This is a genomic window from Streptomyces sp. NPDC006450, assembly GCF_040612195.1.
Taxonomy (GTDB): Bacteria; Actinomycetota; Actinomycetes; order Streptomycetales; family Streptomycetaceae; genus Streptomyces.
In genome coordinates this window covers 1-21,494 of sequence record NZ_JBEXPT010000112.1, presented here as the reverse complement: position 1 = coordinate 21,494, position 21,494 = coordinate 1, and the positions used below count along the sequence as shown (strand labels likewise).

26 protein-coding genes, 1 tRNA gene and 1 pseudogene are annotated in these 21,494 nt (G+C 72.4%); 9 read left to right on the top strand and 19 right to left on the bottom strand.

The window, feature by feature from the left end:
* Nucleotides 1–173: 173 nt before the first annotated feature.
* From ABZY57_RS26220 to ABZY57_RS26200, 5 genes are all read right to left on the bottom strand, one after another.
* Nucleotides 174–2,393, bottom strand: coding sequence for an NADP-dependent isocitrate dehydrogenase (locus ABZY57_RS26220; RefSeq protein WP_356515894.1), 2,220 nt, complete (start codon nt 2,391–2,393; stop codon nt 174–176).
* A gap of 223 nt (nt 2,394–2,616) precedes the next feature.
* Nucleotides 2,617–2,970, bottom strand: a complete 354-nt coding sequence (locus ABZY57_RS26215; RefSeq protein WP_356515896.1) for a DUF805 domain-containing protein — start codon at nt 2,968–2,970, stop codon at nt 2,617–2,619.
* Between the two features lie 421 nt (nt 2,971–3,391).
* On the bottom strand, nt 3,392–4,537 hold the full coding sequence (locus ABZY57_RS26210; protein ID WP_356515892.1) for a HAMP domain-containing sensor histidine kinase: 1,146 nt from the start codon (nt 4,535–4,537) through the stop codon (nt 3,392–3,394).
* Entirely contained in the window at nt 4,534–5,334 is an 801-nt protein-coding gene (locus ABZY57_RS26205; RefSeq protein ID WP_356515890.1) for a response regulator transcription factor, read from the bottom strand. Before ABZY57_RS26205 ends, ABZY57_RS26210 begins: the two co-directional genes overlap by 4 nt.
* Nucleotides 5,335–5,397: 63 nt before the next feature.
* Nucleotides 5,398–6,513, bottom strand: a complete 1,116-nt coding sequence (locus tag ABZY57_RS26200; protein ID WP_356515888.1) for a serine hydrolase domain-containing protein — start codon at nt 6,511–6,513, stop codon at nt 5,398–5,400.
* A gap of 135 nt (nt 6,514–6,648) precedes the next feature.
* Here ABZY57_RS26200 and ABZY57_RS26195 point away from each other — a divergent pair, with 135 nt between their 5' ends.
* Nucleotides 6,649–7,527: an AraC family transcriptional regulator gene (locus ABZY57_RS26195; protein WP_356515886.1), complete on the top strand. Its 879-nt coding sequence runs from the start codon at nt 6,649–6,651 to the stop codon at nt 7,525–7,527.
* Nucleotides 7,528–7,644: 117 nt separating this feature from the next.
* Here ABZY57_RS26195 and ABZY57_RS26190 read toward each other — a convergent pair whose 3' ends face one another.
* On the bottom strand, nt 7,645–8,490 hold the full coding sequence (locus ABZY57_RS26190; RefSeq protein ID WP_356515884.1) for a chitosanase: 846 nt from the start codon (nt 8,488–8,490) through the stop codon (nt 7,645–7,647).
* 242 nt (nt 8,491–8,732) lie between these two features.
* Between ABZY57_RS26190 and ABZY57_RS26185 the strand changes: the two genes are divergently transcribed.
* On the top strand, nt 8,733–8,999 hold the full coding sequence (locus ABZY57_RS26185) for a hypothetical protein (protein WP_356515882.1): 267 nt from the start codon (nt 8,733–8,735) through the stop codon (nt 8,997–8,999).
* 100 nt (nt 9,000–9,099) lie between these two features.
* Here the strand turns inward: ABZY57_RS26185 and ABZY57_RS26180 are convergent, their stop codons facing one another.
* From ABZY57_RS26180 to ABZY57_RS26165, 4 genes are all read right to left on the bottom strand, one after another.
* Nucleotides 9,100–9,777, bottom strand: coding sequence for a GNAT family protein (locus ABZY57_RS26180; RefSeq protein ID WP_356515880.1), 678 nt, complete (start codon nt 9,775–9,777; stop codon nt 9,100–9,102).
* 122 nt (nt 9,778–9,899) lie between these two features.
* Entirely contained in the window at nt 9,900–10,988 is a 1,089-nt protein-coding gene (gene corA / locus ABZY57_RS26175) for a magnesium/cobalt transporter CorA (RefSeq protein ID WP_356515878.1), read from the bottom strand.
* 178 nt (nt 10,989–11,166) lie between these two features.
* Complete coding sequence (locus ABZY57_RS26170; protein WP_356515876.1) at nt 11,167–11,559, bottom strand: TOBE domain-containing protein; 393 nt, start codon at nt 11,557–11,559, stop codon at nt 11,167–11,169.
* A 98-nt stretch (nt 11,560–11,657) separates the two neighbouring features.
* The gene (locus ABZY57_RS26165) at nt 11,658–12,554 is read right to left on the bottom strand and encodes a LysR family transcriptional regulator ArgP (RefSeq protein ID WP_356515874.1); all 897 of its coding nucleotides are present in this window, start codon (nt 12,552–12,554) and stop codon (nt 11,658–11,660) included.
* A 70-nt stretch (nt 12,555–12,624) separates the two neighbouring features.
* Here ABZY57_RS26165 and ABZY57_RS26160 point away from each other — a divergent pair, with 70 nt between their 5' ends.
* Both ABZY57_RS26160 and ABZY57_RS26155 read left to right on the top strand, forming a co-directional pair.
* The gene (locus tag ABZY57_RS26160) at nt 12,625–13,260 is read left to right on the top strand and encodes a LysE/ArgO family amino acid transporter (RefSeq protein WP_356515872.1); all 636 of its coding nucleotides are present in this window, start codon (nt 12,625–12,627) and stop codon (nt 13,258–13,260) included.
* A 115-nt stretch (nt 13,261–13,375) separates the two neighbouring features.
* The gene (locus tag ABZY57_RS26155; RefSeq protein WP_356515870.1) at nt 13,376–14,446 is read left to right on the top strand and encodes an NUDIX hydrolase; all 1,071 of its coding nucleotides are present in this window, start codon (nt 13,376–13,378) and stop codon (nt 14,444–14,446) included.
* A 122-nt stretch (nt 14,447–14,568) separates the two neighbouring features.
* On the opposite strand, the gene ABZY57_RS26150 is transcribed toward ABZY57_RS26155, so the two are convergent.
* Nucleotides 14,569–14,961: a VOC family protein gene (locus tag ABZY57_RS26150; protein WP_356515868.1), complete on the bottom strand. Its 393-nt coding sequence runs from the start codon at nt 14,959–14,961 to the stop codon at nt 14,569–14,571.
* A gap of 95 nt (nt 14,962–15,056) precedes the next feature.
* Nucleotides 15,057–15,332: a hypothetical protein gene (locus tag ABZY57_RS26145; RefSeq protein WP_356515898.1), complete on the bottom strand. Its 276-nt coding sequence runs from the start codon at nt 15,330–15,332 to the stop codon at nt 15,057–15,059.
* Between ABZY57_RS26145 and ABZY57_RS26140 the strand changes: the two are divergent.
* From ABZY57_RS26140 to ABZY57_RS26130, 3 genes and pseudogenes are all read left to right on the top strand, one after another.
* Nucleotides 15,213–15,669 (top strand): annotated as a pseudogene (locus ABZY57_RS26140) (ATP-binding cassette domain-containing protein); the annotation flags it as partial. The gene ABZY57_RS26145 and the pseudogene ABZY57_RS26140 overlap by 120 nt on opposite strands.
* Before the next feature lie 218 nt (nt 15,670–15,887).
* Entirely contained in the window at nt 15,888–16,460 is a 573-nt protein-coding gene (locus tag ABZY57_RS26135) for an RNA polymerase sigma factor (protein ID WP_356515867.1), read from the top strand.
* Nucleotides 16,457–16,765, top strand: coding sequence for a hypothetical protein (locus ABZY57_RS26130; RefSeq protein WP_356515865.1), 309 nt, complete (start codon nt 16,457–16,459; stop codon nt 16,763–16,765). Before ABZY57_RS26135 ends, ABZY57_RS26130 begins: the two co-directional genes overlap by 4 nt.
* A gap of 77 nt (nt 16,766–16,842) precedes the next feature.
* Here ABZY57_RS26130 and ABZY57_RS26125 read toward each other — a convergent pair.
* Nucleotides 16,843–16,916, bottom strand: a tRNA-Pro gene (locus ABZY57_RS26125).
* A 157-nt stretch (nt 16,917–17,073) separates the two neighbouring features.
* On the opposite strand from ABZY57_RS26125, the gene ABZY57_RS26120 reads away from it, so the two are divergent.
* Both ABZY57_RS26120 and ABZY57_RS26115 read left to right on the top strand, forming a co-directional pair.
* The gene (locus ABZY57_RS26120; protein WP_356515863.1) at nt 17,074–17,778 is read left to right on the top strand and encodes a transketolase; all 705 of its coding nucleotides are present in this window, start codon (nt 17,074–17,076) and stop codon (nt 17,776–17,778) included.
* A gap of 51 nt (nt 17,779–17,829) precedes the next feature.
* Nucleotides 17,830–18,729: a transketolase gene (locus tag ABZY57_RS26115; protein ID WP_356515861.1), complete on the top strand. Its 900-nt coding sequence runs from the start codon at nt 17,830–17,832 to the stop codon at nt 18,727–18,729.
* Here ABZY57_RS26115 and ABZY57_RS26110 read toward each other — a convergent pair.
* The 6 genes from ABZY57_RS26110 to ABZY57_RS26085 form a co-directional block, all read right to left on the bottom strand.
* Nucleotides 18,716–19,120 carry an MmcQ/YjbR family DNA-binding protein gene (locus tag ABZY57_RS26110; RefSeq protein ID WP_356515859.1) on the bottom strand — a complete coding sequence of 135 codons (405 nt, stop codon included), beginning with the start codon at nt 19,118–19,120 and terminating at the stop codon, nt 18,716–18,718. The genes ABZY57_RS26115 and ABZY57_RS26110 overlap by 14 nt on opposite strands.
* Before the next feature lie 69 nt (nt 19,121–19,189).
* Nucleotides 19,190–19,741 carry a GAF domain-containing protein gene (locus ABZY57_RS26105; RefSeq protein WP_356515857.1) on the bottom strand — a complete coding sequence of 184 codons (552 nt, stop codon included), beginning with the start codon at nt 19,739–19,741 and terminating at the stop codon, nt 19,190–19,192.
* A gap of 20 nt (nt 19,742–19,761) precedes the next feature.
* Complete coding sequence (locus ABZY57_RS26100; RefSeq protein WP_356515855.1) at nt 19,762–20,430, bottom strand: ATP/GTP-binding protein; 669 nt, start codon at nt 20,428–20,430, stop codon at nt 19,762–19,764.
* On the bottom strand, nt 20,408–20,827 hold the full coding sequence (locus ABZY57_RS26095) for a DUF742 domain-containing protein (RefSeq protein ID WP_243339028.1): 420 nt from the start codon (nt 20,825–20,827) through the stop codon (nt 20,408–20,410). Before ABZY57_RS26095 ends, ABZY57_RS26100 begins: the two co-directional genes overlap by 23 nt.
* The gene (locus tag ABZY57_RS26090; protein ID WP_356515853.1) at nt 20,824–21,255 is read right to left on the bottom strand and encodes a roadblock/LC7 domain-containing protein; all 432 of its coding nucleotides are present in this window, start codon (nt 21,253–21,255) and stop codon (nt 20,824–20,826) included. Before ABZY57_RS26090 ends, ABZY57_RS26095 begins: the two co-directional genes overlap by 4 nt.
* 38 nt (nt 21,256–21,293) lie before the next feature.
* Nucleotides 21,294–21,494 (bottom strand): hypothetical protein (locus tag ABZY57_RS26085; RefSeq protein WP_356515851.1); only part of this gene is annotated, 201 nt, incomplete at its 5' end.

Genomic DNA, 21,494 nt, shown 5'->3' with positions numbered 1-21,494 from the left:
CTGCCGCGCGCGCCCCCGGGCCCGCCCCGGTCGGCGACTGCCGACCGGGGCGGACCCGTGGAAGCGGTGGACCTCAGCCCGGACGGACCTCGGTCCTGCCCTGGCGGACCTCAGCCCTGCCCTGGCGGACCTCAGCCCTGCCCTGGCGGACCTCAGCCTTGCCCTGGCGGACGTCAGCCAAGGATGGCGAGCGCCGCGTTCAGCGTCGCGGACGGCCGCATGATCGCCGAGGCCTTGGCGGCGTCGGGCTGGTAGTAGCCGCCGATCTCCGCCGGGGCGCCCTGGACGGCGATGAGCTCGCCGACGATCTTCTCCTCGGACTCGGCCAGCGTCTTGGCCAGCGGGTCGAAGGCGGCGGCCAGCTTCGGGTCCTGGGTCTGGCGCGCCAGCTCCTGCGCCCAGTACAGGGCGAGGTAGAAGTGGCTGCCGCGGTTGTCGATGCCGCCCAGCTTGCGGCTCGGCGACTTGTCCTCGTTGAGGAAGGTGCCGGTCGCCCGGTCCAGGGTGTCGGCCAGCACCTGGGCGCGGGCGTTGCCGGTGGTGGTGGCGAGGTGCTCGAAGGAGACGGCCAGCGCGAGGAACTCACCGAGGGAGTCCCAGCGCAGGTAGTTCTCCTTGACGAGCTGCTGGACGTGCTTCGGGGCGGAGCCGCCGGCGCCGGTCTCGAAGAGGCCGCCGCCGTTCATCAGCGGGACGACCGACAGCATCTTGGCGCTGGTGCCCAGCTCCAGGATCGGGAACAGGTCGGTCAGGTAGTCGCGCAGCACGTTGCCGGTCACCGAGATGGTGTCCTCGCCGCGGCGGATGCGCTCCAGGGAGTACGCGGTGGCCTCGACCGGCGACAGGATCTTGATGGTCAGACCGTCGGTGTCGTGGTCGGCGAGGTACGTCTTGACCTTGGCGATCAGCTGCGCGTCGTGCGCGCGGCCCTCGTCGAGCCAGAAGACGGCCGGGACGCCGGTGGCGCGGGCGCGGGTGACGGCGAGCTTGACCCAGTCCTGGATCGGCGCGTCCTTGGTCTGGCAGGCGCGGAAGATGTCGCCGGCGGCGACCTCCTGCTCCAGGACCGTGGCGCCCGAGGCGTCGACGACGCGGACGGTGCCGGCGGCGGCCAGCTCGAAGGTCTTGTCGTGGCTGCCGTACTCCTCGGCCTTCTGGGCCATGAGGCCGACGTTCGGCACCGAGCCCATCGTGGACGGGTCGTACGCGCCGTGCGCGCGGCAGTCGTCGATGACGACCTGGTAGACACCGGCGTAGCTGCTGTCCGGGAGGACGGCGAGGGTGTCGGCCTCGGCGCCGTCCGGGCCCCACATGTGACCGGAGGTGCGGATCATGGCCGGCATTGAGGCGTCGACGATGACGTCGGACGGCACGTGCAGGTTGGTGATGCCCTTGTCGGAGTCCACCATCGCGAGGGCCGGGCCCTCGGCGATCTCGGCGTCGAAGGAGGCCTTGATCGCGTCGGCTTCGGGCAGCGCGCCCAGACCGTTCAGGATGGTGCCGAGGCCGTCGTTGGGGGACAGGCCGGCGGCCGCCAGGGTCTCGCCGTAGCGGGCGAAGGTCTTCGGGAAGAAGGCGCGGACCACGTGGCCGAAGATGATCGGGTCGGAGACCTTCATCATCGTGGCCTTGAGGTGCACGGAGAACAGGACGTCCTCGGCCTTGGCGCGCCCGATCTGGTCGTTCAGGAAGGTGCGCAGCGCGTCGACGTGCAGGACGGACGCGTCCACGACCTCACCGGCGAGGACCGGTACGGAGTCGCGGAGCACCGTGACGGCGCCGTCGGCGTCGACGTGCTCGATGCGCAGCGTGCCGGCCTCGGCGATCACGGCGGACTTCTCGGTGGAGCGGAAGTCGTTCTCGCCCATGGTGGCGACGTTCGTCTTCGACTCGGCGGTCCAGGCGCCCATGCGGTGCGGGTGCGCCTTGGCGTAGTTCTTGACCGAGGCGGGGGCGCGGCGGTCGGAGTTGCCCTCGCGCAGGACCGGGTTGACGGCGCTGCCCTTGATCTTGTCGTACCGGGCGCGGACCTCGCGCTCCTCGTCGCTCTTCGGGTCGTCCGGGTAGTCCGGAAGCGCGTAGCCCTGGCCCTGGAGCTCGGCGACCGCGGCCTTGAGCTGCGGGATCGACGCCGAGACGTTGGGCAGCTTGATGATGTTGGCGCCCGGGGTCTTCGCCAGTTCGCCGAGCTCGGCGAGGGCGTCCGCGATCCGCTGGCCCTCTTCCAGGTACTCGGGGAAGCTGGCGATGATCCGACCTGCCAGGGAGATGTCACGGGTCTCGACATTCACACCGGCCGTCGACGCGTACGCCTGGATCACAGGCAGGAACGAATACGTCGCGAGGGCCGGGGCCTCGTCAGTGTGCGTGTAGATGATGGTCGAGTCAGTCACCGGATGCTCCGCTCCACAGTCTGCGTCTCTCGTCTGCAACATTGCTCGACATCAAGATATCTCGTGATCGGGCCGGTCTGGACAGCCCCCGACCCAAGCCCGTACGAGACACACGTCACGCTGGGTGGCCGGGACCGCCCGGGCCGCCCGAAAACGGCGAAAGCGCCGCCACCGGCTGCTTTCAGCCAGGGCGACGCTCAGGCACTTCTGCTCACGGACCTGCTCAGGCGTGGACGGCCTTCGGGCTCGGGCCGTACTCGTTCGGGTTCGGCTGGCCCTCGGTGGCCAGCAGAACGAGCAGCCAGATGCCGCCGACGAGCGGGATCAGGGCGACGAGGATCCACCAGCCGGACTTGCCGCTGTCGTGCAGGCGGCGGACGGTGAGGCCCAGGTTGGGGAGGAAGGTGGCCAGCGCGTAGAGCGCGTACAGCAGCGGCGAGGTGCCGATGACCGAGTCGAGGATGGCGACGATGATCAGGGCCGCGAGGTTGAAGAGGAAGAACATCCAGTACTCCTGGCGGCGCGCGCGGCCGGAGAAGACGACGTACTTCTTCAGAACGTCGATGTAGTAGTGCATGAGTCCCCCCAAGAGACGGTTGGTGGGCCGGTCCTGATGGAGCGAGCCGGGGCAGAACTTATGCCCCGCTTACGTCGCGGTCAAGCCAGTTGACAGGGCACCAAAAGGGTTACTTTTCGCCGCTCGGCGGCTCAAACACACCGGTACCGGACGCAACTTGGGACCCTCTGCCCCCATCTCCTCACCACCCGTGACGAAATGACCCGACGCAAGTCCTACACCGGGGTGCGGGAGCCCTCCACGCGCCCCCGGACGTCCGCAACCTCCCGGTCATGCGCGTGCCCGTCACGCCGGATCGGGCTTCATCGACTCCCACATCGTTACCACTCTGCGTCTTCACGGCCCCGATTCCCTCGTCCTGGACCTCGCCCCCCGGCGTTCGAGGCGCGGACTCGGGGCGGCGCCCGGCCCCCGGCCGAACTCAGGCCGGCAGCGGCAAGGTCACCTCGAACCGGCACCCTCCGGGAACGTTGCGCACCGCCGCCCGCCCCGCGTGCGCCTCCACGATGCCCCGTACGATCGCCAGCCCCAGCCCCGCCCCCGCCGGAGGCGCCGGCACCGATGCCACCCCCGCTGGAGGCGTCCGTGCCGGGGTGCCCCGCCAGCCCGTGTCGAAGACCCGCGGCAGGTCCTGCGGCGGGATCCCTCCGCAGCCGTCCGTCACGGAGACGACCACCGCTCCCCCGTCCGCCCGTACGGAGGCCGCGATCGCCACCGTGCCGTCCGCCGGTGTGTGCCGGATCGCGTTGATCAGCAGGTTGGCCAGGACCCGTGTCATCTCCTTGCCGTCCACCTCCACCGGCACCCGGTCCACCGCTCCGCCGTCGAGCCGCACCCCGCGCTCCCGCGCCAGCGGGTGCACCCCGGACAGCGCGTCGCCGACCAGGTCGTACACGGACATCCGGCTCGGGCTCAGCGCCAGCGCACCCGCGTGGATGCGGGACAGCTCGAAGAGGTCCCCGACCATGGAGTTGAGCCGGTCCACCTCGGTGCGGATCTGCCGGTGGTAGCGCGCCGGATCCTCCGCCATTCCGTCCTCCAGGGCCTCGGACATCGCCCGCAGCCCTGCCAGCGGGGTCCGCAGGTCGTGCGAGATCCAGGCCACCAGCTCCCGCCGCGAGGTCTCCAGCGCCCGCTCCCGTTCCCGGGACACCGCGAGCTTCTCGCTCGTCGCTGCCAACTCCCGTGACAGTGCCACCAGTTCCGCGGTCGCCAGTCCCGGCGGCGCCGCGAAGCTGCCCCCGTCGCCGAAGTCCCGCGCGGCCAGCGACAGTTCCCGGCTGCGGGCCACCACCCACCGCCCCAGCAGCAGCGCCACGGCCAGCGCGACCACCGCCGCCATCGCGACGACCAGGGTGACCACCCCGAGGTCGTGCCGGGAGAGGAACATCGCCTGGGCCACGGCGAGCGTCCCGGCCAGCATCGCGGTGACCGTCACGGCGGCGACCACGGTCAGGGACACCGCCACCGACCGGTGCCGCACCAGCCTCAGCACGAGCGCGCCGACCGCCCCCGCGCACACGGCCCCGCCGAACGCGAACACTGCGATGAGCAGGATGTCCTTCATGCCGCGGCCACCTCGCCCGGTTCGAAGCGGTAGCCGACGCCCCACACCGTCTGGATCAGCTTCGGCCTCCCCGGGTCCTCCTCGACCTTGGCGCGCAGGCGGCGTACGTGCACGGTCACCGTCGACAGGTCGCCGAAGTCCCAGCCCCACACCTCGCGCATCAGCTCCTCCCGCCCGTGCGCCTGGCCCGGGTACCGGAGGAAGTGCGCGAGCAGGTCGAACTCCCGCACAGTGAGCGCCAGTTCGCGTCCGTCCTTCGCGGCCCGGTGGGTGGCCGGGTCGAGCGTGATCCCGGCGCCCGTGAGGGGGGCCTCCGCCGCACCGGCGACCGCGGCCCCGGCGGCCGCCGCGCGCCGCAGCACGGAGGCGACCCGCAGGACCAGTTCGCGCGGGCTGAACGGTTTCGTGACGTAGTCGTCGGCGCCCCGTTCCAGTCCCGCGATCCGGTCGTCCTCGTCGCCCCGCGCCGTCAGCATGATCACGGGCACCGGGCCGGCCGCGCGGAGCCTGCGGCACACCTCCAGCCCGTCCAGACCCGGCAGCATGAGGTCCAGTACGACCAGGTCCGGCCGCAACAGGGCGGCCCGGGCGAGCGCCGCCGGGCCGTCGGCGACGCTCTCCACCGTGTGGCCGGCGCGCCTCAGGTAGCCGGTGACGACCTCCGCCACCGTCGGATCGTCGTCGACGACCAGGATCCGCGCGGGGGCCGGCTGCGTACCGCCGCCGCCCCCACCGCTGCCTTCGCCGTCACCGCTGCCGTCGCTCTCACCGCTGCTGCTCACGCCCTCACCGCTCATGCCGTCCAGCCTCCCACCCACGGACACCGGTCCGTACCGGCTGCGCGCCCCCGTGGGCCGCCGTCAGTGCAGTCCGCCGTACGCGGCCATGACGATCTCCATCCCGCGGTCGTCCTGCTGCCGCTCCCGGTCGAGCATCTGGTTCATGACGTAGGCGACCGTCATCCGTGCGTCGGGATCACTCACGACCAGGGAGCCGCCCCAGCCGCCCCAGCCGAAGGTGTTGCCGAACTTCCCGAAGCCCGCCGTCCAGGTCATCGGCGTACCCAGCACGCGGTCCGCACCGCTGAACACCTCCTGCCACGCGGGCTCGCACCCCTGGGGAGACAGCAGTCGCACGCCGCCGGCGGTTCCGCGGTTCGCCAGGACCGACTGGACCAGGGCGACCGAGCGGGCATGGCCGAAGCCGTTCACCGCGGGGATCTGCGCACGGCGCCAGGCCGAGGAGTTGACGTCCCTGACCCGGACGGCGACTGCGGCACTCTCCGCGCGTACCCCGTCCGGGCCGGGCGGCGCACTGGCGGCGTACTCGTCGGTCAGCGACGGCGGCGCGATGAGCGGTGCGACCCGGTGGTCGTGCTCCGGGGGGAGCCCGATGTGGAAATCCGCGCCCAGCGGACCTGCCACCTCCTCCGCGAAGAACGCACGGAGGCTGCGGCCGGTGATACGGCGGACGATCTCCCCCACGAGGAACCCGAAGGTGAGCGCGTGATAGCCGGCGGCCGTTCCCGGTTCCCAGGCGGGCGCCTGCGCGGCCAGCCCCGCCGTCGCGCGCTCCCAGTCGTAGAGTTCTTCCACCGCCGGCGGCCCGGGCAGGTCCGGCAGCCCCGCGGTGTGCGACAGCACGTGCCGTACCAGCACGCCCTCCTTGCCGGCCGCGGCGAACTCGGGCCAGTAGGCGGCGACCGGAGCGGACAGGTCGAGCAGGCCCCGGTCGGCCAGGATCAGCGCGCACAGGGCCGTCATATTCTTGGTCGTCGAGTTCACGCACGTGAGGGTGGAGCGCTCCCAATCGGCGGAGCGGTCCGCGTCGGCGTACCCGCCCCAGAGGTCGACCACCGGCTCGCCGTCGAGGTAGACGGCCACCGAGGCGCCGACGTCGTCCTTGCCGAGCAACACCGCAAGCGCCTCGCGGACGGCGGCGAACCGCGGTGCGCACAATCCCTTAATGTCGGTCATGGCCCAAGCCTCGGACGGCACCCCGTCTCCCCGCCCGACAGTTCCCGCACCGGTTTTGTCTGGCGGGGCGCGCGCACACGCTGCTCCACTCCGGCAAGGCGGCCCCACACCCACCGCGGAGGAAGGACGGACGACGTGCTGGAGCGGCTGAACCAGGCGTTGGAGCACCTGGAGTCCTGCCTCGACCAGGAGATCGACATGGCCGAGGTGGCCCGGATCGCGGCCGTGTCGGAGTACCACTTCCGGCGGCTGTTCTCCGCGCTCGCCGGGATGCCGCTCCCGGTCTACGTGCGGCGCCGGCGGATGACGCTCGCCGGGGCGGATGTACTGGCCGGGGAGCTGACGCTGCTCGATGTCGCGGTGCGGTACGGGTACGGCTCGGGCGAGGCGTTCGCCAGGGCGTTCCGGTCGGTGCACGGCATCGGGCCGGGCGAGGCACGGCGCACGGGCGCGGTGCTCACGGCGCAGCCCCGCATGTCCTTCCGGGTCGTCGTCGAGGGAAGTACGACCATGCGGTACCGGATCGTGGAGAAGGAGCCGTTCCGGGTCGTCGGCAGGAAGGCCCGGGTGCCGCTCGTGCACGAGGGGCCCAACGAGGCCGCCACGGCGCACGTGGAGAGTCTGGACGAGCGGGTGGTCCTACGGATGAAGGCGCTGGCCGGCCGGGAGCCGGAGGGGATCTTCTCGGCGGTGGTGCATCTGACCGACAGCCGGGAGGAGGGCGCCGAGGTGGACTACTGGGTCGGCGTGGCCACCGGCCCCGGGGTGGTCGCCGAGGGGCTCGACGCCCTCGACGTGCCGGCCGGGACGTGGGCGGTGTTCGACAACCACGGGCCGTACCCGAGCTCCCTCCAGGAGCTGTGGCGGGACGTGTTCACCCAGTGGTTCCCCTCGAACCCGTATGCGAGCCGGCCGGGTCCGGAGTTCCTCCGGACGCAGCCGGTGGAGATCGGCACGGATACCGGCTCCCAGCTGTGGATCCCGGTCGAGCGGAGCAGCGGCAGCGCCGGCTGACTCACCCGCCTGCCCGTGCCGGGCTGTGGGTGCGGGGTGCGAGCTACGGCGCCGGGCGGCGGCGCGGGGAGGAAGGGGAGTTCGCCCCGGGCCGCCGCCTCACGCCCCTCGGAGCGGTCAGCCGATGTGGAACGGGTCCCCGTACACCTTCCAGTCCAGGGGGGTGTTGAGGTTGAGGTTGCCCTTCTTGAGCCACACGCGCTGGGCCGTGTCGACGCGGCTGGTGTCGCTGTGCGCCTCCTCCTGCTTCATCGCCCAGACCCGGGCGTCGAGGAAGGCGTGGAGCCAGGTGGTCTCGTTGCCGCCCTGGGCCGGGGGCTTGGCCTTGGAGAGGGCGCGCTTGCGGATGTTGCGGAAGCTGGTGGAGTCGGTGCCGTCGCCGTGCATGACGATGGCGTCGTAGTAGATGAACTGGCCGAGCACGCCGACACCGTCGGACTTGCCCTGGCCCACGGCCGGGTTGAAGTAGACGCGGTCGCGCTCGTGGTCCTGGGCCTTCTTGAAGGCGGAGTCGGAGGCCGCCTTCACCCAGTCCTTGGTGAAGTTGGGGTCGAGGCCGGCGTGCGAATCGCTGCCGTCGACCTTCCTCAGGGCGGGGAGGTACTTCGCGAGCACGTTGCCCGGCTTGACCTGCGTGTAGTACTCGACGAGTTCGAGCATGTCATGGGTGCCGGAACAGAATCCGATGATGCCGGCCGTGTAGCCGCGGCCGTCGTCTATGTCCTCGATGTACTTGTACTGCGCCTTCCAGTTCAGCGAGGAGTTCTCGGCACTGGAGACGATCTGCATGGCGATGTCCTTCTTCGCCGGGTCGTCGAGTCCGACGGCGGCGGCCGACACCTGCGCGGCGGCCGGTGCCGCGGTGGGGGTGGAGGCGGTCGCGTGTGCGGTGACCGGCACGGCGAGAAGAGCGGCGCCGAGCAGGCTGCTTACGGCCAGTCGCTTGCGGTGGGGGGTGAACACGGTGCCTCCATGAGGGAGTTGATGCTCGGGCGACTTCGTTAGGAAACTTTACTACCAGAAGTTCCGCTATCTCAAGACCTCGGCACGACCCGCTCCGGGCGAGTGGAACTCGACACGCCGATTCACGGCACATGGGAGGCCCATCGAAGAACAGTGGCGCAGATGCCGTCAATTCCGGCCACTTGGAGCTCAGATGCGCGATCAACGACAAGTGCGCACGACAGCAGGAAGGGGAGGCGCCGATGGCCGTCCTCGCCATCGGAGACGCACCCACCGCCGCCATCGAGGCGGCCGGGCTGCGGATCCACACGTGCCGGAACGACTCCGACGACCCTCTGCCGGTCACCCTCACCGGGATCGACGCCGTGCTCGGCGTCGGCTCCGCGCCGCACGGGTTCCGCGTGCGCGCCGGCGCCTGGGGGCTGCCGGTACCCGACGAGGCCGACCGCGAACTGATGCGCCGCTTCGCCGAGTTGGTGGCGAGGCGGGCCGAAACCACCGCCACCTAGGACGCCCCCACCCACTTCCTGACCCGCGCCACCCGCTGACGGGGCGGGGGTCGCTCCGGGCGGGGCGGCCTCGGGTGGGGGGCGTAGGGCCGTTCTCCGCTCAGTCTTCGGAGCGGTCGGCCGCGGCGCGGGCCGCCAGGCGGGTCCGCAGCCCCTGCTTCACGTCCGGCCACTCCGGGCGCGTGATGCTGTACACCGCCGTATCGCGGATCCAGCCGTCCCGCATGACCATGTGGTGGCGCAGCACGCCCTCGGGCTTCGCGCCGATCCGGGTGATCGCCGCCCGCGACGTCGCGTTCCGCACGTCCGTGAGCAGCTCGACGCGGTTCATCCCCATCGTCTCGAAGGCGTGCGTGAGCATCAGCAGCTTCGCCTCGGCGTTCGCACCGCTCCGCTGCCGGGACGCGGCGAGGAAGGTCCAGCCGATCTCCAGGCGCCGGTTCGCGGTGTTGATGACCATCAACCGGGTGGACCCGATGACCCGCCCCGTCGCCGCGTCCACCGTCGCGTACGGGATCTGCGTGCCCGACGCCCGCGCCGCGACCGCGTCCTCGATGAAGCCGCGGACCTCGTCCGGGTGCGGGACCATCGTCACCGCCAGTTCCCACAGGCTGCCGTCGCGGACCGCCTCGCACAGGCCGTCGTGGTGGCGGAGCTCCAGCGGCTCCAACCGCACCAGTTCCCCGGCCAGTTCACCGGCCGGATCACCGGCCGCATCCGCCGTCGCCACCGCGTCCGCCACCGCGTCCGCGTCCGCGTCCGCCGCCCACCGCTCCATGCCTGACCTGCCGTTTCTCGTGCCTCCGCGTGAACGCACGGACCCTACCCGGTGCGGACGATCTCCCTCACCAGGTTTTCCCGTCACCACGGCAGGGCGCGTCCGGGAACGGCCGGACGCCGTCAGAGCCAGCCGTTGCGCCGGAAGCCCCGGTGGATGACGAAGCACGCGACGACCATCACCCCGAGCACGAGGGGGTACCCGTAGGTCCAGTGCAGTTCGGGCATGTGCTCGAAGTTCATGCCGTAGACCCCGCAGACCATCGTCGGGACGGCGATGATGGCCGCCCACGCGGTGATCTTGCGCATGTCCTCGTTCTGGGCGACGGTCACCTGCGCGAGATGGGCCTGCAGTATCGAGTCGAGGAGCGCGTCGTACGCGCTGATCTGGTCGGTGGCGCGGGTCAGATGGTCGGCGACGTCCCGGAAGTAGGTGCGCATCTCCGCCGGGATGACCGGGATCGGCAGGGTGCTCAGCTGCTGCAGCGGCCGGCCCAGCGGAGCCACCGCCCTGCGCAGTTCCAGCAGTTCGCGCTTGAGCTGGTAGATCCGGCCGGCGTCCCCGCGACCCCCGTGCTCGCTGAAGACCATGGTCTCGACGGCGTCTATGTCGTTCTGCACCGCGTCCGTGACGGCCACGTACTCGTCCACCACGTGGTCGGCCAGCGCGTGCAGGACGGCGACCGGCCCCTTGCACAGGTGCTCGGGGAACGCCTCCAGCTCCTCGCGGACCGCCCCGAGGGTGCCCCGGCCGCCGTGCCGGATGGTGATGACGAAGTCGTTGCCGGCGAAGGCCATGAGTTCGCCGGTCTCCACCACCTCGCTGTTCGCGGTCAGTTCCTCGTGCTCCACGTACCGCACCGTCTTGAACACGGCGAAGAGGGTCTCGTCGTAGCGCTCGATCTTGGGCCGCTGGTGGGCCTGGACCGCGTCCCCGACGGCGAGCGGGTGCAGGCCCAGCAGCTCGGCGAGCCCGGCGAGCTCCTCCTGCGAGGGCTCGTGCAGGCCGACCCAGACGAAGCCCTCGCCCGTCTTGCGGACCCGCCGCAGCGCCTCGCCGACGTCGGCGTGGGCGTGACCGTCCTGGCGTACGCCCTCCCGGTACACGATGCAGTTGACGACGGCGCTGCCGAGCGGGGAGCGGACCGGGTGACTGAGGTCGACGGCCCGCCGGTAGCTGCGGCGCACGGCCCGGCGCAGGTTGCTGAACATGGACAACGAACGTACTCCCCTTCGGCGGAACACCGGTCAGTGTGCCACCGGCACGCGGACCACGAGGCCACGGGGCCGCAGGTCACGAGGCGCCGCCGTCTTTGTCCGCTCCCCGGCGCGGCTCCCCGCACGGTGGGCGCGGCTGTGGCTGCGCCCTTCCGTGCGGGCGGACTTCCGCTCAGGCCCGGTCGATGAAGACGCTCGTGGACTTCACCCGCGCCGTCGCCCTCGCTCCGACCTCCAGGCCGAGTTCCTCCACGGCCTCCCGGGTCAGCAGGGACACCACCCGGTGCGGCCCGGCCTGGATCTCCACCTGCGCGTCGACCGTGCCCAGCTTCACGCCCGTCACGATGCCGGGGAAGGCGTTGCGCGCCGAGGTGTACGGGGCCTCCTCGCCGTCGCCGCCCTCCTGCGCGACCTCCACGCAGAACGCCGCCAGGTCCGGCCCGTCGACCATCCGACGGGTACCGTCCCGACGCGTCGGGAACCGTTCCGCGTCGGCCCACCGGCGGGCCGTGTCTACGCTGACGCCGAGCAGCCGCGCCGCCTGGCCGATGGTGTAGGACTCCATGCCCGCAGCCTAAGCCCTCGCCCGACCTGTCCTCGCAGGCCAAGGGGCCCGGACGCAACCGCGGCAAGGTCCCGCTGACCCGCCCGGCGGCCCGTCCGCTAGCCGAGCGCCCCCGCGGCAGCCCGCGCGACAGCCTCCGCGACCATCGACAGCGCGGGCGAGTCCAGCTTCCACTGCTGCCAGTACAGCGGTACGTCCAGGGTCCGCCCCGGCGCGATCACCACCAGCTCGCCCGCCTCCACCCGCGGGCCGGCCTGTGCCTGCGGCAGCATCGCCCAGCCCAGCCCCGCGACCACCGCATCGCAGAACCCCTCCGATGTCGGCACGTAGTGGCGCACCTCCGAGGCCCGGGCGCCCGCGTCCCCCGTCACCAGCCGCACGAACTCGTCCTGGAACAGGTCCAGCCGGTCGAACACGACGACCGGCGCCCTGCGCAGGTCCCGTTCCACCGCCTCGCCCACGTGCCGCGCCGCGAAGGCCGGGCTCGCCACCGGCAGGTACCGCACGACCCCCAGCGTGCGCACCGTGCACCCCGCCACGGGCGCCGGCTGTGAGGTGACCGCCGCCATCACGCGTCCGTCCCGCAGCAGTTCGGTCGCGTGCGCCTCGTCCTCCCGGTGCAGTTCGAAGCAGACCGGCGGGTCCTGCGGCACCCCCGTCAGCGCGGGCAGCAGCCATGTGGCCAGCGAGTCCGCGTTGACCGCGATCGGCAGGCGTACCGGCCCCAGTCCCTCGGCCATGCCGAGCTCGGCCCGCGCGTCGCGCTCCAGCCGGACGAGCTGCCGCGCGAAGCGCACGACGACCTCCCCGGACTCGGTCGGCCTCACGGGCTTGGTGCGCATCAGCAGCACCCGCCCGGTCCGCTGCTCCAGGGCCTTCACGCGCTGGCTGACGGCGGACGGGGTCACGTGCAGGGCGGCGGCCGCCGCGTCGAAGGTTCCCTCGTCGATGACCGCGAGCAGGGTCCGGACCTGGTCGGCAGGCAGTTCGTCCATCACGCCGGCTAATGGTACGTAAGAATCTTTAGCTGTACTCCTCGCCGCGCCGCTGCCTACGGTCGAAGACATGACACACGGCATCATCACGGCGGCCCTCGCGGGCTTCGGCACCGGCCTTTCCCTCATCGTCGCCATCGGCGCCCAGAACGCCTTCGTCCTGCGTCAGGGCGTACGCCGCCAATCGGTCCTCGCCGTGGTCGCCATCTGCGCCCTCTCGGACGCGGCCCTCATCGCCCTCGGCGTGGCCGGCGTCGGCGCGTTCGTCACCGCCTGGCCGCCCGCCCTCACCCTCGTCGGCCTCGTCGGCGGCGCCTTCCTGATCGGCTACGGAGCCCTCGCGGCCCGCCGGGTGCTGCGCCCCGACCCGGGCGCCGCCCTCGCCGCGGACTCCACCGGCAGGGCCGCCGGCTCCGCCTCCACCCGGCGCGCCGTACTGACCTGCCTGGCCATGACCTGGCTCAACCCGCACGTGTACCTCGACACCGTGCTGCTGCTCGGGTCCATCGCCGCCGGCCGCGGCGACCTGCGCTGGGCCTTCGGCGCCGGGGCCGTCCTGGCGAGCCTCACCTGGTTCGGCGCGCTCGGCTACGGCGCCCGGCTGCTCAGCGGCCCGCTCGGCAACCCCTCGGCCTGGCGGGCACTGGACGGGCTCGTCGCGGCGACCATGGTCACGATGGGCGGCCTGCTCCTCGTCCGGGCCTGAAACCACCCGGCCCCGGGCCGCCGCCGTCCGCCGTCCGCCGAGGATCACCCCATGGACACTCCCCGAGTGGGTACGGATCACGGTGCCCTCCACCCCGCACCTCCCAGGAGCCCCCGTGCCGGATCAGCCGCCGCCCCCACCGCCCGGGTCCCCGTACACCGACTCGGTCCGCGCCTACTACGCCGCCCAGCCCTCTCCCCTCGTGGCCGCCACCGGGATCGTGCTCGATCCGCACGGGCGGGTCCTCGTCCTCACCACCTCGTACAAGACGGAACTGGAGCTCCCGGGCGGGGGCGTGGAGGACACCGAGACCCCGGAGGAGGGGCTGGCCCGCGAGCTGAAGGAGGAACTGGACCTGAGCGTGCCGGTCGGGCGGCTGCTCGCCGTGGACTCCCGCCCGCCGGGGCCCCTCGGCCGCTCCCTCGTCGTCCACGTCCACCTCGTCGGACCGCTCACGCCCGAGGAGGCCTCCGCGATCTCCTTCCCGGACGGGGAGGTCACCGAGGCGCGCTGGCTCACCCCGGAGGAGGCCTACGAGGCCCTGGACACCCGGAAGACCTCCCGCCTGCGCGCCGCCCTGGCAGCCCTGCACTCGGGCTCCTTCGCGCACCTGATCGAGGGGGTACCGCAGCCCGGCTCCCCTGCCGGCCTGGACCCGGCGCGCCGGGCGGAGCTGGAACACGCGGGCGCCTACGACACCGCCGGCCACCGCGCCGCCCGCCCCAAGGCCCTGACGGCGGCGAGCGTGCTGTTCACGGACTCCGCGGGCGGGGTCCTGCTGGTGCGGCCCGCGTACGGCGATCCGGACCACTGGAACCTGCCCGGCGGCGGCGTCGACAGCGACACCGGCGAGATCCCGCGCACCGCCGCCCGCCGTGAGGTCCTCGAGGAACTCGGCCTCGACCTCGACCCGGGCCGGCTGCTCGCCGTCAACTGGTCCCACCGGTCCGGCTATCCGGCCCGCGTCCGCTTCCTCTACGACGGCGGCACCCTCGACGCCGCCACCCTGGCCCGGATCCGCCTGCCCGAGACGGAGCTCCTGGAATGGCGCACGGTCCCCCCGACCTCGCTGCGCCGCTTCGCCAAACCGGCACTCCGCCGCCAGATCGAAGCCTGCCTCACGGCCCGCGCCACGGCCGCCGGCACCCTCGAACTGCACGCGGGCCGGCGGACGGACGAGTCCTAGCTCCGGTCAGAAGAGGCTGGTGACGCTGGTGGCCCAGCCGCTCCCGCCGACCAGCAGGGGCGACTCGAGACCGGTCGCACCACCCGGAGGGAAGCGGGCCCCTCACGCCGGCGCGGCGGCCTCTACTTCGGCTCGGTCGCGAGCTGGATCAGGTTGCCGCAGGTGTCGTCGAGGACGGCGGTGGTGACGGGGCCCATCTCCATCGGCTCCTGGGTGAAGCGGACGCCGAGGCCGCGCAGGCGTTCGTACTCGGCCCTGACGTCGTCGACGGCGAACTGGGCGAGCGGGATGCCGTCCCCGACGAGCGCGTCGCGGTAGGTCTTGACGGCCGGGTGGCCCGCGGGTTCCAGGAGGAGTTCGGTGCCGCCCGGCTCGTCGGGCGAGACCACGGTCAGCCACCGGTCCTGCCCGCCCAGCGGGACGTCGTGCTTCTTCACGAATCCGAGGATCTCGGTGTAGAAGTGCAGGGCCTTGGCCTGGTCGTCGACGAAGATGCTGGTCAGGTGGATCTTCATGGGATGTCTCCTCCGGTCCGGACGGGTCGGGCGCCTTCCACGCATGCTCCCCCACCGCTCCCCGGATCGGTACCTGCGCCGCGCCCCACCCGCCCTCAGACCCCGCTACGGGGCACGGCCCGCGCGAGCAGCCCGTCGACGAACGTGCGCAGGCCCTGGGGGTAGATGTCCCGCGCGGCCGGCGCGGCCCATCGGACGCCGATGGCGGCAAGGTGGGGGACCTGGGACGGGTCCAGGTCGTCGCGGTAGGGATCGAGGAGAACGTGCGTCTCGGCCGCCCCGGCGCCGACGAGGCCGAGGTCCGGGAGGCGGCGACGGCGGCGGGGCTGGACGAGATGATCGAGCGGCTGCCCGGCAGTTGGTCGACGCACGTCGGCGAGGGCGGCGCACTCCTGTCGGGTGGTGAACGCCAGCGCGTCTCCATCGCGCGGGCGCTGCTGAAGAACGCACCCGTCGTGCTGTTGGACGAGGTGACCTCCGCACTGGACCCGGTGAACGAGGCGGCCGTCCACGAGGGCGTCGAACGCCTGATGGCCGGCCGGCCGGCCGGTGGTGATGGCTGCGCACCGGATGCGGACCGTCCGACGAGCCGATCACGTCGTCTTCCTGGACGGCGGCCGGATCGTGGAGGAGGGCAGCCACGACGCGCTGCTGCGCCCCGGCGGCCGCTACGCCGCCTTCTGGGAACTTTCCCACCAGGAGAGGTGAATCCTTTTCGGACCTGTCCGCCTCTTGTCCCTGTACCGGCCGAACGGGCCGGCAGGACCAGGAGGAAACACCCATGATGATCACCAGCCTCGTAGTGATCGGAGCCCTGCTCGTGGGCGCGTGCAGCTGGCACCTGCTGCGGCGCTACAAGAACAGGGTCTGAACAGAGCCCGGCAGGGGACACCTTCCGGGAAGGGCGGGAACGGAATGAGCAGCACATGAACCCACGCTTCACCTGGCCCGACGAGCGGCTGATCAAGGCCGCCCAGGACGGCGACGTCACCTCACTCACCACCGTCGTCATGGAGTCGCAGCCTCATGTGCGCAAGTTCGCCCTGTCGCTGTGCGCCTCGCCGCAGGACGCGGAGGACGCGGCGCAGGAGGCGCTGATCATCCTCTACCGGAAGATCGGCACCTTGCGGGCCACCGGCGCCCTCGCCTCGTGGATGTTCCGGATCGTGCGCAACGAGTGCCTGCGGCAGGTGCGGCTGCTCGCCTCGCGGAGCGAGGAAGCGCCGGCCCCGCCGACGTCCGCGGAACCGTCCGCCGAGGACGCCGTGCTGCACCGGCTGGAGGCGGAGCGGATCGCGGCGGCGCTCAGCGCCCTCCCCCGTGACCAGCGGCAGGTCCTGATCCTGCGGGACGTCCAGGGCCTGCCCGGCAAGACCGTGGCCGACGCGCTCGGCCTGAGCAGCGCCGCGATGAAATCACGACTGCACAGGGCCCGCGCGGCACTGCGCCAGTCACTGGCAGCGATCGACCAACCAGTCGAAGGAGAACCACGACGGTGACCACCGTGAAGCCCGCTCCCTCCGCGGCGCCCGCACCGAACTTCGCCAGCACGTCCGTCCCGCGCCACCTGGCGCGGGGTGCCATCGGCTTCGGGCTGATCATCGGCTCGATCGCGATGGTGCCCGTCGTCGGCCCGGTCGCCCTGCTGGCGGCCCCGCCGGCGCTGATCGCCTTCCGCGGCTGCCCCACGTGCTGGATGGTCGGCCTCGCGCAGACCATCTCCCGCGGCCGTCTGGAACGCCAGTGCACGGACGGCGTCTGCACCCTCACCAAGGCACACCCGGCGGCGAAGGCCACGGTCTAGCCGCCGTGCCCCGGACGCGCGGAAGGCCGTTCTCCCGTGGATGAGAGAACGGCCTTCCGACCTGCGTTTCCGCACAGTCGGGACGACAGGATTTGAACCTGCGACCCCTTGACCCCCAGTCAAGTGCGCTACCAAGCTGCGCCACGTCCCGATGCCCGTTGACCTGGGGTTTCCCCTGGTTGAACGCGCAGGAGAACGATACCGCACTTCGGGCAGTGGTCGCGCGCACCTTTCTCCTCCGCGGCGGGGCGAGGGCGGATTGAGGGGGGTGTTGACCTCAAGTGCGCTTGAGGTTGCACGATCGGTCCATGACACCGACAGCACCCGCACAGGCCCGCTTCCGCCACGAAGACCTCGGGGCCCTGATGGCCCTCATGACCGGGGCCGAGAAGCACGGCCCCGCCGCCACCTCCACGCTCGACGCGCTGTGGGTGCTCTACGACCGGGTCCTGCGGGTCGGGCCCGGCAGCGCCGGGGATCCGGGGCGGGACCGGTTCCTGCTGTCGAAGGGGCACGGGCCGATGGCCTACTACGCCGTGCTCGCCGCCAAGGGGTTCTTCCCCGTCGACTGGCTCAGCGGGTTCGGCGCGTACGACTCGCCCCTCGGCCACCACCCGGACCGCACCTTGATCCCCGGCGTGGAGATCGGCAGCGGCTCCCTCGGGCACGGGCTGCCGCTCGCCGTCGGGAGCGCGCTCGGACTGCGGGCGCGGGGGCTCACCGCCCCGGCCGTGTGGGTGCTCATCGGGGACGCCGAGCTGGACGAGGGAAGCAACCACGAGGCGATCGCGTACGCCGGCTCGGCCGGCCTGGGGCGGTTGCACACGATCGTGATCGACAACGACTCCGCGGCCCACGGCTGGCGGGGCGGCATCGCCTCCCGCTTCGAGGCGGCCGGCTGGTCGGCGGTCACCGTGGACGGCCGGGACCACGCGGCGCTGCACGCGGCGTACACCACACCTCATCCGGGCCGGCCGCACGTCGTGGTCGCCCGGGTCGAGAAGAAGCACTGAAGAAGCCACTGAAGCGCTGAACACGTAGTGGCGACACTCCGAGGGGGAGACATGGACACCATGCGCGAACGGTTCATCTCGGTCACATCGCGTGCGCTCGACGAGGATCCCCGGCTGGCCCTCGTGCTGGCCGAGATCACCATGGACGGCTTCCGGCCCGCCCAGGACCGCCATCCGGACCGGGTGATCAACGTCGGCATCCGCGAGCAGCTGCTGGTCGGCGTGGGCGGCGGGCTCGCCCTCACCGGACTGCGCCCGGTGGTGCACACCTTCGCCAGCTTCCTCGTGGAGCGGCCCTTCGAGCAGGTCAAGCTCGACTTCGGGCACCAGGGCACGGGCGGGGTGCTCGTCAGCGCGAGCGCGAGCTACGACTGGCCGGCCGGCGGGTTCACCCACATGGCGCCGGGCGACGTGGCCCTGCTGGACACCCTGGACGGCTGGACCGTGCACGTCCCCGGCCACCCGGACGAGGCCGAGGCGCTGCTGCGCCACGCCTACGCCGCCGGGGACGACAAGGTCTACGTACGGCTCTCCGCGCAGTCGAACGCCGCGGCCCGCCCCGTCTCCGGGCCGGGCTTCCAGACCGTACGGGAGGGCCGCGCGGGCGTCGTCGTCGCCGTCGGGCCCCTGCTCGACAACGTCCTCGCCGCGACCGAGGGCATGGAGGTGAGCGTGCTGTACGCGCCGACCGTACGGCCCTTCGACGACGCGGCACTGCGCGCAGCCGTCGGGCCGGGCCCGGCCGACGTGGTGCTGGTCGAGCCGTACCTCGCCGGAACCTCCACGGCCGCCGCGAACCAGGCGCTCGAAGCGGTACCGCACCGGGTGCTCGGCCTCGGGGTCGGCCGTGCCGAGCTGCGCCGCTACGGCACGATCGAGGAGCACACGGCGGCACACGGACTCGACCCGGCCGCGCTGCGTGCGCGGATCGCCGCCTTCATTCCGCGGTGACCGGCCCCTTGCGTCCGGGGCGGTCCAGTTCCGGATGGGCCGCCGCCAGGCGCTTGGGGGCCGCCTGGCGCCAGGAGTCGGTCAGGATCGAGCGCAGCTCCGCCGCGTCCTCCACCGCCGCGAGCCGGACCCGGAGCCACGCGTAGTTGTCGTCGTGGCCGGGCCGTATGAAGAACTTCTCCGGCTCCGCCGCGATCAGCGCGGCGCGTTCCTCCTGGGGGCACTTCACCCCGATCGAGGTGTCGTCGTCGGCCAGCGCCGCGAAGATCTTTCCGCTCTTGCCGTTCGTGCCGCCGCCCACCCGGAAGGTCGGCATGCCCCAGGCCGGCTTCTCGCTGCTGTCCGGAAGCGACAGCGCGATCTTCCGGACGTCCTCCGCCGTCGTGGCCATCCCCCGACTCCTCTCCGGTCCGCTCCGTTGCCATCCCCCGTCTCCGACCGTAGCCCCGGGTACTGACATTCACCCGCGGGCCGCGAGGTCCTCCCGGGCGTGCACCAGCTCCACCAGCTCCGCCGCCAGCGCCTTCACCTTCGCGAGCCCCGCCAGCCCCCACCGCCTCGGCACCACGTCCACCGCGCACACCGTCCCCAGGACGATCCCGCGCCGGTCGGTCAGCGGGGCGCCCGCGTAGGAGCGCACCCCGCTCTCGTCCACGACGGCATTGCCCGCGAAGCGCGCGAAGTCCCGTACGTCCTCCAGCACCAGCGCGCGCCGCCGTACCACCACGTGCGGGCAGTACCCGTGGTCCCGGGGGAGTGCCCGCGCCGGATAGCCGCTCGCCGGGGCGTCGGCCGCGTGGTGCAGGCCGGCGAAGAACTGCCGTTCCTCGCTGATGAAGTTGACACCGGCGTACGGCGCGGCGAGCTCGTCCGCGACCCGCCGCGCGAACGCGTCCAGCTCACCGTCCGCCCGCTCCCCCAGGCCCAGTTCACGCAGCCTCAGCACGCGCGCGGGCGCCTCCCGGTCCACCGGTGTGAGCAGCAGGTGCCCGGTCGATTCGTAGTAGGTCATGGTGTCTCCCCCACATCACGTCACTCCGCGCGCTGCGCGGACCTCATGGGCCTCATGGACATCGCGTACTTCGCGTACGCCGGGCCCTTCGGGTACTTCGGGTACGTCGGGTACTTCGTGTCGAGCAGGTGGTGGACCAGGGCTGCCAGCACCCCCGTTCCGGAGCTCGGCAGGCGTGCGTCGCAGCGCACGACGGGCACGTCCGGGCCGAGCCCCATGGCGTCCCGCACCTCGTCGGCGGTGTAGCCGTGCCCGCCGTCGAACTCGTTGACGGCGACGATGAAGCCGATCCCCCGCCGCTCGAAGAAGTCCACGGCGGGGAAGCAGTCGGCGAGGCGGCGCGTGTCGGCGAGCACCACCGCCCCCAGTGCGCCCGCGCAGAGCTCCTCCCAGAGGAACCAGAAGCGCTGCTGGCCGGGGGTGCCGAAGAGGTAGAGCACGTGGCGCTCGTCCAGGGTGATCCGGCCGAAGTCCAGCGCCACGGTCGTGGTCGTCTTCGCCTCGACCCCGTCCAGCGGGTCCTCGGCCTCGCTCAGCCCGCTGACCAGTTCCTCCGTGCTGAGCGGCTCGATCTCGCTCACCGCACCCACGAAGGTGGTCTTGCCCGCCCCGAATCCGCCCGCGACCAGGATCTTCAAGGTCGCGGTGGATCCGCGGGGGGCCGGGTCAGAGCCGTTTGCGCAGGCCATCGAGCACCGCCCTGAGCAGGGACTGGTCGTCGTCGGCGAAGGAACCTCCGGTCGGGAAGCAGGGTGCCCGCACCGTCACGGCCCCGTGTTCCATCAGGTCTCCGAGGACGACCTTGACCACCACCGCCGGCAGCCTCAGATGTCCCGCCACCTCGGCGACGGTGACCGCGGCCGAGCCCGCGCACAGCCGGAGCGCGAGGGCGTGCTCGGCGCCGAGCGGCGCACGCGGCCGCACTCCGGTCGCCGTCACCAGTGACAGCAGGTCGAGGGCGACGGACGGTCGCGTCCGCCCGCCGCTCGCGGTGTACGGACGGATGACCCGGCCCGCCGAATCGTCCAGCCACGGCGCGTCGCGCGGTCCCCCCGGTGCCGTTGCCCCCCTCGCACGGGCCCTCATCGCTCCGTGTCGGCGGCGGGCCGCCTCGGCGGGGCCGCCAGGTACGGACGCACGCTCTTGACCAGCATGGCCATCTCGTAGCCGAGCACGCCGGCGTCGGCCTCCCGGTCGGCCAGTACGGCCAGGCAGGTGCCGGATCCGGCCGCCGAGACGAAGACGAGGGCGGTGTCCAGCTCGACCACCACCTGCCGGACCTCGGCGCCCTCCGCGAACCGGGACCCGGCGCTGCGGCCCAGCGCGTACAGCCCGGAGGCGAGGGCCGCCAGGTGGTCGGCGCTGTCGGCGTCGAGCCCGTGCACGCAGGTGACGAGCCCGTCTGCGGTCAGCAGGACCGCGCTGCGCGTGTACGGGACCCGCTGGACCAGTCCGCTGAGCAGCCAGTCGAGGTCCGAGAGCCGACTGGTCGTGGTCGCCACTTCGCCGCCCATGGGGGTGCGCTCCTTCGTTGTCGGGTGAGAGGCCGGGGTCACGTCTGGTGCTCCGACTGGGCGAGGCCGAAGCCCCGTTGGAAGGCGGCCATCAGGCCGGGGTCGTGCACGGGCCGCTCCGTGACCTCGGCGCCGCCCGGCCGGGGGACGGGGGCCTCGCGCAGCTGGGGCGCGAGGTGTTCCTGGGCCCGCCGACGGGGCAGCGGCGGCCGTTCCCCGCCGTCCCGGGCGGCGGGGAC

What these genes read in the sequence shown, in the direction of transcription:
- ABZY57_RS26160 (WP_356515872.1), top strand. Translation starts at nt 12,625, where the DNA reads ATGACACACGGCATCATCACGGCGGCCCTCGCGGGCTTCGGCACCGGC.
- ABZY57_RS26090 (WP_356515853.1), bottom strand. Translation starts at nt 21,255, where the DNA reads ATGGGCGGCGAAGTGGCGACCACGACCAGTCGGCTCTCGGACCTCGAC.
- ABZY57_RS26095 (WP_243339028.1), bottom strand. Translation starts at nt 20,827, where the DNA reads ATGAGGGCCCGTGCGAGGGGGGCAACGGCACCGGGGGGACCGCGCGAC.
- corA (WP_356515878.1), bottom strand. Translation starts at nt 10,988, where the DNA reads ATGTTCAGCAACCTGCGCCGGGCCGTGCGCCGCAGCTACCGGCGGGCC.
- ABZY57_RS26135 (WP_356515867.1), top strand. Translation starts at nt 15,888, where the DNA reads ATGAACCCACGCTTCACCTGGCCCGACGAGCGGCTGATCAAGGCCGCC.
- ABZY57_RS26180 (WP_356515880.1), bottom strand. Translation starts at nt 9,777, where the DNA reads ATGGAGCGGTGGGCGGCGGACGCGGACGCGGACGCGGTGGCGGACGCG.
- ABZY57_RS26115 (WP_356515861.1), top strand. Translation starts at nt 17,830, where the DNA reads ATGGACACCATGCGCGAACGGTTCATCTCGGTCACATCGCGTGCGCTC.
- ABZY57_RS26165 (WP_356515874.1), bottom strand. Translation starts at nt 12,554, where the DNA reads ATGGACGAACTGCCTGCCGACCAGGTCCGGACCCTGCTCGCGGTCATC.
- ABZY57_RS26110 (WP_356515859.1), bottom strand. Translation starts at nt 19,120, where the DNA reads ATGGCCACGACGGCGGAGGACGTCCGGAAGATCGCGCTGTCGCTTCCG.
- ABZY57_RS26215 (WP_356515896.1), bottom strand. Translation starts at nt 2,970, where the DNA reads ATGCACTACTACATCGACGTTCTGAAGAAGTACGTCGTCTTCTCCGGC.
- ABZY57_RS26120 (WP_356515863.1), top strand. Translation starts at nt 17,074, where the DNA reads ATGACACCGACAGCACCCGCACAGGCCCGCTTCCGCCACGAAGACCTC.
- ABZY57_RS26170 (WP_356515876.1), bottom strand. Translation starts at nt 11,559, where the DNA reads ATGGAGTCCTACACCATCGGCCAGGCGGCGCGGCTGCTCGGCGTCAGC.
- ABZY57_RS26200 (WP_356515888.1), bottom strand. Translation starts at nt 6,513, where the DNA reads ATGACCGACATTAAGGGATTGTGCGCACCGCGGTTCGCCGCCGTCCGC.
- ABZY57_RS26105 (WP_356515857.1), bottom strand. Translation starts at nt 19,741, where the DNA reads ATGACCTACTACGAATCGACCGGGCACCTGCTGCTCACACCGGTGGAC.
- ABZY57_RS26100 (WP_356515855.1), bottom strand. Translation starts at nt 20,430, where the DNA reads ATGGCCTGCGCAAACGGCTCTGACCCGGCCCCCCGCGGATCCACCGCG.
- ABZY57_RS26150 (WP_356515868.1), bottom strand. Translation starts at nt 14,961, where the DNA reads ATGAAGATCCACCTGACCAGCATCTTCGTCGACGACCAGGCCAAGGCC.
- ABZY57_RS26185 (WP_356515882.1), top strand. Translation starts at nt 8,733, where the DNA reads ATGGCCGTCCTCGCCATCGGAGACGCACCCACCGCCGCCATCGAGGCG.
- ABZY57_RS26210 (WP_356515892.1), bottom strand. Translation starts at nt 4,537, where the DNA reads ATGAAGGACATCCTGCTCATCGCAGTGTTCGCGTTCGGCGGGGCCGTG.
- ABZY57_RS26205 (WP_356515890.1), bottom strand. Translation starts at nt 5,334, where the DNA reads ATGAGCGGTGAGGGCGTGAGCAGCAGCGGTGAGAGCGACGGCAGCGGT.